We start from the raw sequence: 13771 nt of genomic DNA, 5'->3' as shown, positions 1-13771 counted from the left end.
TGGGACCCTCCCTCTAGGACTTGAGCGTGAACGGGGCGATGTAGTCGGCCACGTTCTCCTTGGTGATCAGCACACAGTCGAAGGCCTGCTTCTCGACCGCCACACCCGTTTTTCCCGTACGCAGGTAGGAGTCGGCCTGCTCGACGGCCTTCTTGGCAAAGGTGGCGACCGGCTGGAGCACGGTGTACTGCAGCTCACCGGCCTTGATGGCGGCGATCGCGTCGGGCGAGCCGTCGAAGCCGCCCACCTTGACCTGGCCGAGCTTGCCGGCCGACTTCAGGGCGGCGATCGCGCCGAGCGCCATCTCGTCGTTGCCCGAGATCACACCCTTGATGGTCGGGTGGGCCTGCAGCAGGCTCTGCATCTTGTCGTGGCCCTGGGTCCGGTCCCAGTTGGCGACGTCCTTACCGACCTGCTTGAGGGTCGGGTACTGGGTCAGCACGGTCTTGTAGCCGTTGGACCGGGTGGCCGCGTTGTTGTCCGACGGCGCGCCGAAGAGCTCGACGTACTCGCCCGAGTCGCCGACCGCGGTGATCCACTGCTGGGCGCCGATCGCCGCGCCCTGCGCGTTGTTCGACACCAGTTGAGCCTTGGCCAGGCCCTCCTGGTTGATCTCGGCGTTGACCAGGAAGACCGGGATGTCGGCGGCGTTGGCCTTCTTGACCGCGCCGACCGATCCGCTGGCGTTGGCCGGGTCGAGGATGATGGCGACCGACTTGTTGGTGATCGCGGTGTCGATCAGGTTGCTCTCGGTGTTGGTGTCGCCCTTGGAGGCCGAGACGTTGGCCGTGTAGCCGAGCTTCTTGGCCTCGGCCTCGGCCACCGTGCCCTCGGTCTGCCAATAGGGGTTGGACGGGTCGTTGACGATGATCGTGATCAGGCCGCCGGCTTTCGAGTCACCGCCGGCGGCGTCGGTCTTCTCCGCCGCGGCGGAGCAACCGCCGGTCAGCACCAGGGCGAGTGCGCCGGTCGCGAGCGCGACCGAACCGTAACGAGGCATGGGGGTACCCACTTCCTTATCTGAAGGAATTGCGCGAACGGGATTTCAGGCGACGGAAGCCAAGGTTTTCGGCGTGTCCGTGGGGGTGTCGGCCGGCTTCTTGCGAGGGCGCTTACGGCCGTACTGCACGGCGTTGAGCAGGACGGCGAGGACGATGACGGCACCGGTGAAGACGGTCTGCCAGTAGGCCGAGACGCCGACGATGACCAGGCCGTCGGAGAGGAAGCCGATGACGAACGCGCCGAGCATGGTGCCCCGCACGTTGCCCCGGCCGCCGGTCAGCGCGGCGCCGCCGATCACGACCGCGGCGATCGCGGTGAGCTCGTAGGAGGTGCCCGCGGTGGGTCCGGCCGAGGTCAGTTCGGACGACAGGATCAGGCCGGCGACCGCGGCGCACAGCCCCGAGACCACGTACACCCAGACCTTGACCTTTTTGACCGGGACGCCGGAGAGCTCGGCCGCGCGCTCGTTGCCGCCCGCCGAGTACAGCCAGCGGCCGAAGACCGTGCGGCTGAGCAGCACACTGGCCACCGCGGCGACGACGATCATCACCAGCACACCGATCGGGATGCCCAGCAGCTTGTTGAAGCCGAGCCAGTCGAACCCGGTGTTGCCCAGGGCGGGGTCGCCGCCGAGGTCGTTGTAGGTGAGGCCGTCGGTCATGAGCAGACCGATTCCCCGTACGACATAAAGCGTGCCCAGCGTCGCCACGAAGGAAGCGACTCTGAATCTCGCCACCAGCACCCCGTTGAGCAGGCCGATCAGGGCGCCGACGGCACACGTGACGATGACGACGACCCAGACCGACGGGAACAGCCGGACCCCGAAGACGGGCACGCCCTGCATCAGTGCGCCGGCGATCACCCCGGACAGGCCGAGGGTCGAGCCGACCGAGAGGTCGATGCCGCCGTTGAGGATGACCAGGAGCATGCCGATGGCCAGCACCGCGTACACGGCGACGTGCGACGACATGGTCAGCAGGTTGCTGACACTGAAGTAGTTGGGCGAGAGCAACGAGAAGACGACGATGACGACGAGCAGCGCGAGGAACGCGCGGCCCTCGAGGATCAGTTTGCCGACGTTCATCTGACGGTCCCTGTCTGGAGGCTTCATGCGACCACCGCCTCACCCGAGGCGGCCATGATGGTTTCCTTGGTGACGCCGGCGTCGAACTCGGCGGCGATCCGCCCGCGCCGCATCACGACGATCCGGTGGGCGATGCTCAGGCACTCCCCCACCTCGGAGGTGGAATAGAGGACGGCCAGCCCCGCCTTGGCCCGCTCGGCCAGCAGCCGGAACACCTCGCCCTTGGCGCCGACGTCGATGCCGCGGCTGGGCTCGTCGAGCAGGATGACGTCGGGCCCGGTGGCCAGGATCTTGCCGATCACGACCTTCTGCTGGTTGCCGCCGCTGAGGGATCCGATCGCGGCGTCGCCTCCGGCGGTTTTTACCCGTACGTCGTGAATCGCCCCGTCGACCAGGCGACGCTCGGCCCCCCGGGAGAGAAAGGCGCCCCGGACGAACGACTCGATGCTCGCCAGCGACAGGTTGCGGCCGACCGTCATGGTCTGCACCAGCCCGTCGCGTTGCCGGTCCTCGGGCACCAGGCCGAGCCCGCGATCGATCCGCTCGGCGATGGTCAGGCCGCTGACGTCCTGGCCGGCGAGCCGGATCGTGCCGGACTCGATCGGGACCCGGCCCGCGACCGCCTCCAGCAACTCCGTGCGGCCGGCGCCCATCAGTCCGTACAGGCAGACGATCTCGCCCGCCCGCACCTGGAGGCTCAGGTCGTCGACACCGTCGGCCACCACGTTCTCGATCGACAGCGCGACCTGATCCTGCTGCGAGCCCGCGGGCGGCTCGCCGAGGTCGAAGCCGGCCCCGACCATCCGGCGCACGATCCACTCGAGGTCGATCTCGGAGCGCTCGGCGGTGGCCGCGATCGCCCCGTCCCGCAGTACGACGGCGTGATCGGTGACCTGCAGCGCCTCTTCGAGGTGGTGCGAGATGTAGACGATCGACACCCCGCGCGCGGTCAGGTCGTGGATGACCTTGAACAGCACCTCGACCTCGGCCGCGCTGAGCGCCGACGTCGGCTCGTCCATGATCAGGATCTGGGCGTTGACGGACAGCGCGCGGGCGATCTCGACGATCTGCTGCTGACCCAGCCGCAGGTCGGCCACCAACGTCGACGGGTCGATGTCCTCCTGCAGCTCGGTCATCAGCGCCCGGGTCTGCCGGGCCTCCTCGGCGAAGTCCACCCCGGTGCGGGTACGCAGTTCGCGTCCCATGAAGATGTTGTCGCGCACGCTGAGGTTGGGGGCCAGGCTCAGCTCCTGGTGGATGATCGAGATGCCCTTCTCGCGGGCCGCCACCGTGGAATCGAAACGCACCGGCTCGCCGTGCAGGACGATCTCGCCGCCGGTCGGTGACTCGACCCCGGACAGGATCTTCATCAGCGTCGACTTGCCGGCCCCGTTCTCGCCGAACAGCGTGGTGACCTGCCCCCGGTGGATGTCGAAGTCGACACCTTTCAGAGCCCGGGTCGACCCGTACGTCTTCACCACCTGCCGGGCGCTGAGCACCACCTCGCCTGCACTGTTCATCCCTTGCTCGCCTTCGCCGGGGTGACCAGCCAGCCGTTCGGGTTGATCAGCGGGAAGACCCCGACCACGGTGAGCTTCTGCCCGGTCAGCTCCTTGGCGTCACCGAGCGGCGCGAGGACCTGCTTCTTCATCTCCTCGTTGAGCGCCGACGCCGCGTCCTGGTACTCGATCTGGTTGGTGAACTGGCCGAAGGTGATCGTGCCGGTCGAGTCGCGCAGATCGGTGCCGTTGATCGCGGGGCCGACCTGCACCCGGACGACCAGCCCGGACGGCAGGCCCTCGACGTCGACCGTGGCGATACCGCCGTCGATCTTGCCGACCGTGCCGGTGAAGCTGGTCGCCATCTCGGCGCCGGTGCTGCTGGGGACGCCGTACTGCTTCTCGGCCGCCGCCTTGTCCTTCTTCAGTGCCGCGGCGAGTTCGGCCGCCGGTGCGGCCCGCTCCTCGAGAGCGGCCTGGATCTTGGGGAACTCGGTGGTGCCGTACGTGGCGGGGTCGAACTTCTGCGCGGCGGCGGCGGTTGCCTCGTTGCCGTCGACCACCTTGGTGCCGAAGCCCATCGCGACCACGACGAGCACGGCGATGCCGATCCAGATACGGTTTTTCACGGCAGCAGCACCCGGGACTGGGTGTCGTTGGGCCGGATCTGCAGCTTGCGGCCGGTGCCGGCGCGGAACATCTCGAGCCCGGCCTCGTAGTCGTCCAGCGTGAACGAGTGGCTGATCATCGGGGCGGCCTGGATCGCGCCCGCCTCGAACATCTCGACCGCCCGGCCGAACGTGTTGAGCACGGCCATGGTGCCGACGATGGAGACCTCGTCGCGATAGATGCGGAACGGCGAGTAGCCGGCCACCGCCTCGGCCGGGGCCACGCCGAAGTGCTGGAAGAAGCCGCCCGCCTTGACCCGCTTGAGCCCGTCCTCGATGGCCCGGACGCTGCCGGTGCAGTCGATGACCACGTCCCAGTTGTCGCGGCCGGCGTCGTCGGCGTTCGTCACCCGCGACGTGATGCCGACGTCGGCGGCGACCCGCAGCCGGGCCTCGTTGATGTCGACGATCGTGACCGAGGCGGCACCGGCCCGCGGGGCGAGCTGGGCCATCAGCAGGCCCATCGTGCCCGAGCCGTAGACCAGCACGTGGTCGCCGATGCGCCGGGGCAGCACGTCCCAGCCCCGGATGGCACAGGCCAGCGGCTCGATCAGCGCGGCCTGGTAGATGTCGGTCTCGGGCCGGAGCTTGAAGACGTTGGCGACCGGGGCCAGGAACCGTTCCTGGGCCGCGCCGTCCGAGGCCACGACGCCGAGGCCGTTCCAGGCCCGGCACAGGTTCTGCCGGCCGGTCAGGCAGTACTCGCACTCGCCGCAGGTGGTGCTCGGGTTGACCGCGACGTGGTCGCCGACCTGGACGTTCTCGACGCCCGGGCCGAGCGCGACCACGGTGCCGGTGGCCTCGTGGCCCGGCACCAGCGGATAGACCGTGCCCTCGAACTCCCCGTCGAACACATGAGTGTCCGTGCCGCAGATGCCCACCGCGGCGGTCTCGACCAGAACTTCCTTGTGCCCGGGCACCAGGTCGGCCCGGTCCTCGAGCGAAAGCTTCCCCTGTTCCGCGAACACCACTGCGCGCATCTCCGATGCCACTCCCTCACGTTATCTCTGTGATAGATCTAGCTCTTGCCGTGTGAGAAGCACCATATTCACGGCCGCCGAACGATGTCAAGAGTGTGTCCACGGGGAAACAAAACGTCGTCCAGGCGCGGGTTTCCGGGGTTCACCGGGGCCGGCGGGGCCGTGTGAAAATCACACAGAGATATGGCGCCGGGGTCCGCTGACCCACCCGGCGCGATCAAGGTGAGGCGACGATAACCATGGCCGCAGCTCAGACCATGGGAGTTTCGAAAAGGCTGGACAACGCCCGCGATTGCCGGGACGCGGCGGCCCCTGAGATGATCGCGCCCATGCCGTTGACTCGTCGCCACCTCTTGGGAGCCGTCGCCCTGTCCGCCACCGCGGCCGGCTGCTCCTCGCCCGGCTCTCGTGCCTGGGTCGACGGCGTTTCATCCGGCGGGGCGGGCGGCGTAGCGGCGGCGGCCGCTACCTATGTCGCCCCGCTGCAGGCGGTGCTGACCAAATACCTCAAGCCGACGACGGCCAACCCCAAGCACCCGACGTACGCCGGGGCCGCCCTGGTCGTGATGGTCAACAACGCGACCACGGTGAACATCGCCGTCGGGCACGCCCTACGCTACAACGCCGGGCCGGTCGAGCTGGCCGCCTCGAAGCGGGTCGCCATGCGTACGGACTCCATCTTCGACCTGGCCTCGCTGACCAAGGTCTACACGTCGATCGCGTTGCTGCAGCAGGTCGACCGGGGCAAGGTCGACCTGGACGCGCCGGTCGTCCGCTACCTGCCCGGGTTCACCGGCACGGGCAAGGACAAGGTGACCGTACGGATGCTGCTGACCCACACCAGCGGCCTGCCGGTCGGCGCCACCGGCGTGAAAGGTTTGTCGGCGGCGGCGCAACGGGCCAAGGTGCTGGCCACTCCCCTGGTCAGCGGGGCCCGGGCGTTCCGCTATTCGAGCGTCGGCCTGATGGTGGCCGCCCAGATCGTCGAGAAGGTCACCGGCCTCACCCTGGACGCCGCGATCAAGACCAACGTGACCGCACCGCTGGGCCTGCGTTACATGGGCTTCAACCCGCGCAAGTGGCTCACCGCGACCGAGATCGCGACCCGCCTGGCCGCCACCGACGCCCGCACGTCGCGAGGCCTGCTGCGCGGCCACGTGCACGACGACATCGCCTGGCAGATGGGCGGCGTGATCGGCAGCGCCGGCATGTTCGGCACCGCCCGCGACGTCGCGTTGACCGGCCAGATGCTGCTGGCCGGCGGCACCTACGGCGGCAAGCGCCTGCTCTCGGCCGAGATCGTCGCCGACATGGTGAAGAACCACAACGCCGGGCTGCCCGCGGTCGACCCGGAACGCCCCGGCCGCCCGTCCGACCACGGCCTCGGGGTGACGCTGCGCCAGCCCTGGTTCATGGGCACCCTGTCGTCGGCCACGACGTTCGGCCACACCGGATTCACCGGCACCTCACTGCTGGTCGACCCGTCACGCAAGGTGGTGGTGTCGCTGATGACGAACCGCGCCCACCCCAACTGGAGCTGGGCCGACCCCGACCCGATGCGGGCCGAGATCGCCACCACCCTGGCCAGATATCTCTGACTAGAAGACGGCCCGGAGTTCGTCGATCACGTCTTCGACGGTGACGCCGGGGGCGTAGTCGGCGACCGCCCCCACCGAGCGCGGCTCGAACTCGAGGTCGAGCACCGCGTAGGCGTCGGTCAGCACGGCCCGGATCCGTTCCGGGGCGGTCACGGTGACGACGGCCGAGAACAGGAAGCCGTGCCGGTTCATCCGCTGACCGGTGCCGGCCAGCTTGGCCGTCCCGCCGGTGTTGACGCTCCACTCGCCTTCGCAGTATTCGCCCGGCACCGAGCCGACGCGGACGTCGGGCACGCCGAGCTTCGTGAGCGCGGCCGCCAGCGTCGCCGCGAACAACTCGAACCGCGCGGTGATGAAGTCTTGGGCCGTGCGGTGCGGGGCCGTCCAGTGCACGACCAGCGAGCCCTCGTCGTAGGCCGCGAGCCGCCCGCCGACCGGCCGGATCACCGGTTCGAAGCCGTGCTCACGGCAGACGACCAGGGCCCGCTCGTAGCCCGGCAGGTGCGTGTCGCGGCGGCTGAACGCGGCCGTCGGCCGTGTCGTGCCGAGCAGGATGCGGGGCTCTGGATTCTCGCCGAGAGCAGCGGCGTCGATGTCGGCCGAACCGGACACCGCCACGGCCCGGACAATCACGTGCGGCGAACCGTCGCCGAACGGTGCGGTCATCATGGCCTCCACCGCCGCGCACCACTACGTGGGCGGCACCGCTCTCCAGGGTCAGGCCCACGATGCCAGCTCGTGCGTTCCGGATCCGGTACGCCGCGCTAGCTCCGGACGGGCTTCGCGGATCTCCACCGTCATCGGCTCATCCGTCATGGCGGACACTCTCCGCTGCTGGACGCGGCCGGGCCGTCCGGCGCACCACCAGGGTGGCGTGCAGGGCGAAGTTGAGCACGGCGAAGCCGACCACCACAACGTCCTGGAGCGGGTCCGGCAGCCGGCCGATGTCGAACGCGACGAACGGCAGCGTCCACGGCAGACCGAGAAACCCGAGGTAGAGCGCGTAGACCGCGGCGCTGATGTTCAGGTCGGGGCCGGTGTGGAAGGCCGCCGACGCCTCGGTGACCCACACCCAGAGAGCAGGTGCCAGCGCCGCGGCGTGCGCGGTCAGGAGGAGCCAGCGCACCGAGAGCACCAAGGTCCGTTTCACCGCCACAACCTATTGATCGGCGTCAAACACGCCGACCAGCGGGATGAGGACGTCGAGCACGTGGGTGCGTAACCACAGCGAGGCCGGGTCGTGGTGGACGCGGCGGTGCCAGCGCAGCTCGACATCCGTGGTGGGCAGGTCGAAAGGGACCTCGTGGGCTCGCAGGGGAACGCCCCGGTCGATCAGGTGGGCCGCCGTCACCTGGGGTACCAGGCAGATGAGTTCGTCTTCGAGGGCCATCAACGCGCCCATGGCATAGGACGGAACGACGGCGGCGACGTGGCGGGAGCGTCCGATGTGGGCCAGGGCGTCGTCGAGCGGGCCCCGGGCCAGGCCGCGCCGCGAGGCTGAGATGTGCGGGTGGCGGCACAGGTCGTCGACGGTCAGGGCCGGGGCGCGGCCCAGGTCGGAGTCGGCCGCGACCACGGCGACGAAGCGGGCGGTGAACAGCGTCGAGACGTGGATGTCGGGCGGTGGCGGGCCGGCCGCCCCGATGTCGAGGACGATCGTGCCGTCGCGGAGTGGTTCGGGTTCCTTGGAGTCCTGGTGCACGAACTGGAGGCGTACGCCGGAAGCCTCATCGGCAATGCGCCGGGTCAGACGGGGCGCCAGCACGGGGGTGAGCGCGTCGTTCAGGCGGATGGCGAAGGTCCGCTGCCAGGTGGCCGGGTCGCCGCCGGTGGGGTCGGCCCGCAGACCGTCGGCCGCTTCGAGCAGCGCCTTGACCGTGCCCGCGGACTGCCGGGCGAACGGCGTGGGGACGAGTCCGCGGCCGGCCCGGACGAGGATCGGGTCGTTCATCATGCGGCGGAGCCGGGCCAGCGCGCGGCTGGTCGCGGGGGCGGACAGATTCAGGCGTACGGCGGCCTCGGCGACGCTGCCCGTGTCCATCAGCGCGTCGAACACGCGCAGCAGGTTGAGATCCGAAGGCATACCGACTCCATCAGTGCGTTTGATGCAGGTAGTCCGTACCAACAATGCACTGGGCATCATGCCAGGGGCGACCCGATACTGGGCTCATGCCTCGAATCGTGCGTCCGACCAGCTATGGCAGCCCCGATGTGCTCGCCGTGTTCGACCAGCCCATGCCCCACGCCGCCGCGGACGGGGTCGTCGTCCGGGTGCGCGCCGCGGGCGTCAACCCGATCGACTGGAAGATCTACAGCGGCGCCTTCCACAAGGTGGACGACAGCCACAAGGACGCGGCCGGGGTCGCCGCCTCGATGCCCTCGATCGGCCTGGAGTGCGCGGGCGTGGTCACCGAGGTCGGGGCGGGCGTGACCGGCGTACGGGTCGGTGACGAGGTCATCGTCTATCCGGTGACGGCCGCCTACGCCGACTACGTGACCGCGCCGGCCACGTCGATCCTGGCCAAGCCGAGCGGGCTGGGCTGGGCCGAGGCCGGCTCGCTGATGCTGACCGGCACCACCGCGGTCCACGCCCTGCACGCGGCCGGGGTGGGACGCGGTGACACGGTTCTGATCCACGGCGGGTCGGGCGGGGTGGGCCTGATGGCCGTGCAACTGGCCGTCGCGGCGGGAGCGAAAGTGATCGCCACCGCGGCGGAGCGCAACCATTCCCTCGTACGGGAAATGGGTGCTGTTCCGATCGAATATGGCCCCGGGCTGGCCGATCGGGTGCGCGCCGCCGCCCCGGACGGCATCGACGCCGCGATCGACCTGGCCGGCACCGACGAGGCGCTCGACGTCTCGCTCGAGCTGGTGGCCGACCGCGCCCGGATCGCCTCGATCACCGGGTCGCCGCGCCGGGCCACGGCCGGCATCAAGCTGCTCGGCTACGGACCGGGGCAGGACGCCGGCACCGAGATCCGCGCCGCCGCCCGGGCGCAGCTGGTCGAGAGCGCCGGATCAGGAGCCCTGCGGGTGATTGTCGACGTGATGCTTCCACTCGACGAGGCGGCCAAAGCCCACAAGATCGGCCACGGCAAGCTGGTGCTCATCCCCTAAAAAAGACTCAGTAGTTGCCGTAGATGCGCGCGAGGTCGTCCTGGTCGCTCAGCTGCTTGTCGTAGACGGCGAACTCGTCGAGCGTGCCGGTCAGGTACAGGTTGTTCGGCGACGACGGCCAGTTGGCCGCCGGCAGCATGGGCGCGCCACCCCAGCGCCAGTAGCCGGTCGAGGCGACGGCCGCGGTCACCGCGGAGTTCGAGACCATGGTGCCGTCCAGGGAGAGCTTGAGCCCGCCGGTGGCCAGGGTGGTGCCGGCGTTGAGGATCGGGCCGACGCTCGCCGTGATGTGGTGCCAGGCGCCGTCGTCGACGCTGGCCGCGCTCACCACGGTGACCGGGCTGCCGGCGACGAGCACCCCGAAGCGCACCTTGCCCGCCGAATCGACGTAGAGGTAGCGGTCACCGGTGGTGTTGCCCAGGCTGGTGGCCGAGCTGGTGAGTCCGGCGATGATCCCGCTCTGACCGGCCGCCACCCGCACCAGGCACTCGACCGAGAACACGGTCGTGGCGGCGGCCACGGCGTATTTGCCGTTGTAGCCGTTGCCGGTGCCGCCGAAGGCCACCGCGGTCGAGCCGGCATGACCGCTCTTGGTGCCCAGCAACCCGCCCGGCGTCTCGGCCGAGAGGGCGGGGTTGAGCTGGTTGACGAAGCTCTGCATGGTGGTGGTGGTCGTGGCCGCCGAGTTGAGCGGGTAACCGCTGTAGAGGCGCAGGTCGTCGACGTATCCCGACCAGGTGTCGGTGACGATCCCCAGCTGCTGCTTGGCCCCGACGACCGTGGGGCCGTTGGCGGTGGCGGGAGTCAGGGCGAAGGGCACCGTCGCCTGGGGAACCCCGTCGACGTAGAGCCGGAGCAGGTTGTTGAAGTCGTCGTGGACGCCGACCAGGTGCACCCACTGGTTGGTCACCACCGGAGTGGTGACGTCGCTGTTGATCGGATAGGTGGTCAGCCCGCTCAGGACGCCCATCGTCCACCGGTTGGTGCTCTGCACATAACCGAGGCTGACGACCGTGCCGGCCCCGTAGTTGGCCGAGAAGAAGGTCTTGTCGACCGTGGTGTCGGTCAGTTTCACCCAGGCCGAGACGGTGAAGCTGCTGGCCGTGTTGAGCTGGGTGTTCGGGCCCATGATGTAGCCGAGGTTGGTGCCGGCCCAGAAGGCGCTTCCCTCCCGGCCCGCGACCAGACTCGCGCCGGACTGCGTGGTGAGCGCGGACGACCGGCTGACCGCGCCCGGAGCGCCGGTGCTGTTGGCCGCGCTCGTATAGGTCGTGCTGGTGCCGGCGGCCTCGGTGAACCCGTAGCGGACGTTGGGCCGCACCACGAGCTGGGTGATGTCGGCCGCCGTGACCGCCCGTCGCCAGGTCCGCGTCTCGCCGATCAGCGTCGTGCCGCCGGTCGTGCCCTGCCAAGTGGTGTCCCGGAAACGCCCGACGTCCAGCCCGCTGTTGGTGGCGGCACCGGTGGGAACCGTGTGCGCCTTGGGGGTGCCCTCCAGCACCCCGTTGACATAGAGCGACATGAGCGAGGTCGACGTGTCGTACACCGCGGTGAGGTTGACCCAGGTGTTGGCCACCACCGCGGTCGTGCTGCGCGTGTAGTCGAAGGCGACCGCGGCGTTCTGCGGGTTGCCGGCCATCCCGAACGCCCAGCACGGGCTGGACGTCACCGGGCAGTTGGCCGGCGCGTCCGCGATGATCATGGCGTCGCTGCGGGCGTACGTGCCGGATCCGTTCGGGGTGCCGGCCGAGTTCCCGGTCATGCTCAGCACCCCGAAGCGGGTGCTCCCGGAGGGCACCACCGACCCGATGTTCACCCAGACCGACATCGTGAAGCTGTAACCGGCCCGGAACGGGGACAGGGCCGACGACAGCGAGCTGCCGCTGCCCAGCTGGACCGATCCGCCCATCGGCCCGGCGCCGCCCGCGGTCGCGGTGCCGTTGATCGAGGCGGTGTCGGCCGAGCCGGAGACGTCGCTGAACGGGGCCGTCGTCGCGGTCTCGTCGAAGCGCCACCACAGCGACGACGAGTTGGTGACCGGTCCGTAGACGCCCGCGCTCGAGCTCATCGTGTCGGCCGCGACCGACCCGGTCGTGGCCGCCGGGGCCTCCTCCATGCGGTGGTAGAAGACCGGGCCCTTGTCGCTGATCAGCTTGGGCTGACCGGGAAAACTGGCCGAGGCGGCGATCGTCGCCGGGGTGTTCACCTGCGAGGTGAAGGTGGCCGACGACGGCGGCAGCAGGAACAGCACGCCCATCAGCCCGGCGAGCGCCACCACAAGGGCGGTTCCCCATCGCTTGCGCCGCATAGTTACCGGTTCGGCGCAACCGGACGGAAACTGAGCGGGCCTACCGGCTGCGCGCCTCCCAGACGAAGTCGGCCGACACCCGGGAACCCTGGGCCGCGTTGTCGCCGGCGATCGTGGGCGTGAAGCGGTACGGGTGGGTCTCGCGACCCGACACGGTCCACCCGCCCGGTCCGGCCGCCCAGGTGCTCGGCGTGGCCCGCAGGGTGGTGTCCGAGAGCGTCGTCCATGTGCCCGGCGCCGCGCACGACGAGCCGGAACCGAGCTCGATCCGCATCGTCACCAACGTGTCGAGCCGCCCGCCGTAGTTGTCCAGCCCGGCCAGATAGAGCCGGACGTCGGCGGCCACATCACCGCCGTAGGTCACCTCGATGCACCGCGAAGGCTGCGGGCCGGGCGCCAGACCGGTTCCGTAGCCCGCGAACAACGCGCTTCCGCCGGCACTGTCGGTCAGCGTCACCGCCCCGGTCTCCCAACTGTTGCCCGGGCTGGTGATGCCGTCGGCGAAACTCGCGTAACTCGCCTGCCACACCGTCCCCGCCGTCACCAGCAGCCCGACCACGGCCAGGGCGCGCCGCCGCATCAGCCTCATCGGGCCGTCTCCGCGACCATCCGGACGGCCCGCACCACGTTCTCGACCGCGCCGCGCTCGACCCGCTCGGCGCCGACCTCGACCACGAGCGCGCCGGTCGCCCACGGCATGACAACCACGTTCCGGGCACCAGGCAAGACCGAGGCAAACCATTTCCCCGTACGGTCGTCGAGCCGCGAAAGCAGGCGGTAGTCCGGCTCATCACGGGCAAAGGCAGGTTCGTTCTCCGGTCCCGGCCGGTCGACGTGGGTGACGCCGTCGGCCACCACCCCCAGACCGAAGCCTTCCCCGTACGCGAGGACGGCCGCCCGCCGGCCCGCGAGTTCCCGCCGTCCGAACTCGGCCAGCGCCGTCGTGACCGCCACCGGACCGGGCGCCTCCGCGACGGCCACGCCGAACTGCCGGACCGCTTCCTCGTCGTGCCGCCGGCGCAGCGTCCGCTCGTTCCGGGCCGCGTAGACCGCCGCGCTCGACACCGCGAGCCACAGCACCGCGAAATACGGCCAGGATGCGGACCACGTCCATCCCCCGGTGTCCGGGAGCAGGCCGAGGCCGACCGCGTCGATCAGCAGCATGGCGACCAGGCTGTGCCAGAACGCGATGCGGACCCCGGTGCGGAACGAGGCGAACAGGGTGACCGCCACCGCGTGCAGCACGATCAGCACGCCCATCCGGCCGGCCAGGTCGCCCAGGGCCCAGCCGGCCGCGCCGAGCAGCAGACCGTCACCGAGCAGGGTCGCGGTCAGAGCCATCCGGGCGAACCGGCCGGCGAACAGGGTCAGCGCGGTGATCGCGGGCCAGGCCACGCCCCAGCCGAGCCAGACCGGGGCTTCCCCGTACGGCGGAGCGCCGCGCCACCACAGGAAGAGCACCACCGCGGCCAGGATCACCCGGCCGACGAGCATCCATCGGATCCGATCGCGCGT

General features: G+C 70.0%; 13 protein-coding genes. 2 read left to right on the top strand and 11 right to left on the bottom strand.

Features of this window, described 5'->3' with window-relative positions; genetic code table 11:
* Positions 1-13 precede the first annotated feature (13 nt).
* The 5 genes from KOI35_RS22835 to KOI35_RS22815 are packed head-to-tail and all read right to left on the bottom strand — an operon-like array spanning position 14 to position 5233.
* Entirely contained in the window at positions 14-1000 is a 987-nt protein-coding gene (locus tag KOI35_RS22835) for a D-ribose ABC transporter substrate-binding protein (RefSeq protein WP_215789780.1), read from the bottom strand.
* A 45-nt stretch (positions 1001-1045) separates the two neighbouring features.
* Positions 1046-2086: an ABC transporter permease gene (locus tag KOI35_RS22830; RefSeq protein ID WP_215789778.1), complete on the bottom strand. Its 1041-nt coding sequence runs from the start codon at positions 2084-2086 to the stop codon at positions 1046-1048.
* Positions 2087-2109: 23 nt separating this feature from the next.
* The gene (locus KOI35_RS22825) at positions 2110-3606 is read right to left on the bottom strand and encodes a sugar ABC transporter ATP-binding protein (RefSeq protein ID WP_215789776.1); all 1497 of its coding nucleotides are present in this window, start codon (positions 3604-3606) and stop codon (positions 2110-2112) included.
* Positions 3603-4214, bottom strand: coding sequence for a DUF2291 family protein (locus KOI35_RS22820; protein ID WP_215789774.1), 612 nt, complete (start codon positions 4212-4214; stop codon positions 3603-3605). Before KOI35_RS22820 ends, KOI35_RS22825 begins: the two co-directional genes overlap by 4 nt.
* Positions 4211-5233: a zinc-dependent alcohol dehydrogenase family protein gene (locus KOI35_RS22815; protein WP_215789772.1), complete on the bottom strand. Its 1023-nt coding sequence runs from the start codon at positions 5231-5233 to the stop codon at positions 4211-4213. The genes KOI35_RS22820 and KOI35_RS22815 overlap by 4 nt, the downstream gene beginning before the upstream one ends.
* 329 nt (positions 5234-5562) lie before the next feature.
* On the opposite strand from KOI35_RS22815, the gene KOI35_RS22810 reads away from it, so the two are divergent.
* A complete protein-coding gene (locus KOI35_RS22810) occupies positions 5563-6831 on the top strand; it encodes a serine hydrolase domain-containing protein (RefSeq protein WP_215789770.1) in 1269 nt (422 codons plus the stop codon).
* Here the strand turns inward: KOI35_RS22810 and KOI35_RS22805 are convergent, their stop codons facing one another.
* The 3 genes from KOI35_RS22805 to KOI35_RS22795 form a co-directional block, all read right to left on the bottom strand.
* On the bottom strand, positions 6832-7500 hold the full coding sequence (locus KOI35_RS22805) for a lipoyl protein ligase domain-containing protein (protein WP_215789766.1): 669 nt from the start codon (positions 7498-7500) through the stop codon (positions 6832-6834). It lies immediately after the preceding gene.
* A 136-nt stretch (positions 7501-7636) separates the two neighbouring features.
* Positions 7637-7981: a hypothetical protein gene (locus tag KOI35_RS22800; protein WP_215789764.1), complete on the bottom strand. Its 345-nt coding sequence runs from the start codon at positions 7979-7981 to the stop codon at positions 7637-7639.
* Between the two features lie 9 nt (positions 7982-7990).
* The gene (locus KOI35_RS22795; protein WP_215789762.1) at positions 7991-8914 is read right to left on the bottom strand and encodes a LysR family transcriptional regulator; all 924 of its coding nucleotides are present in this window, start codon (positions 8912-8914) and stop codon (positions 7991-7993) included.
* 86 nt (positions 8915-9000) lie between these two features.
* Here KOI35_RS22795 and KOI35_RS22790 point away from each other — a divergent pair, with 86 nt between their 5' ends.
* Positions 9001-9948, top strand: a complete 948-nt coding sequence (locus KOI35_RS22790; RefSeq protein ID WP_215789760.1) for an NADP-dependent oxidoreductase — start codon at positions 9001-9003, stop codon at positions 9946-9948.
* Positions 9949-9955: 7 nt separating this feature from the next.
* Here KOI35_RS22790 and KOI35_RS22785 read toward each other — a convergent pair whose 3' ends face one another.
* Genes KOI35_RS22785 through KOI35_RS22775 form a run of 3 tightly spaced genes read right to left on the bottom strand, consistent with a single transcriptional unit; the run spans position 9956 to position 13750 of the window.
* On the bottom strand, positions 9956-12256 hold the full coding sequence (locus KOI35_RS22785) for a LamG-like jellyroll fold domain-containing protein (protein WP_215789757.1): 2301 nt from the start codon (positions 12254-12256) through the stop codon (positions 9956-9958).
* Positions 12257-12296: 40 nt separating this feature from the next.
* On the bottom strand, positions 12297-12845 hold the full coding sequence (locus KOI35_RS22780; RefSeq protein WP_215789755.1) for a hypothetical protein: 549 nt from the start codon (positions 12843-12845) through the stop codon (positions 12297-12299).
* On the bottom strand, positions 12842-13750 hold the full coding sequence (locus tag KOI35_RS22775; RefSeq protein WP_215789753.1) for a hypothetical protein: 909 nt from the start codon (positions 13748-13750) through the stop codon (positions 12842-12844). Before KOI35_RS22775 ends, KOI35_RS22780 begins: the two co-directional genes overlap by 4 nt.
* Between the last annotated feature and the right edge of the window lie 21 nt (positions 13751-13771).

The organism is Paractinoplanes bogorensis, from assembly GCF_018829635.1.
Lineage (GTDB): Bacteria > Actinomycetota > Actinomycetes > Mycobacteriales > Micromonosporaceae > Actinoplanes > Actinoplanes bogorensis.
The sequence above is the reverse complement of the archived record's forward strand: the minus strand, read 5'-3'. Positions and strand labels throughout refer to the sequence as shown.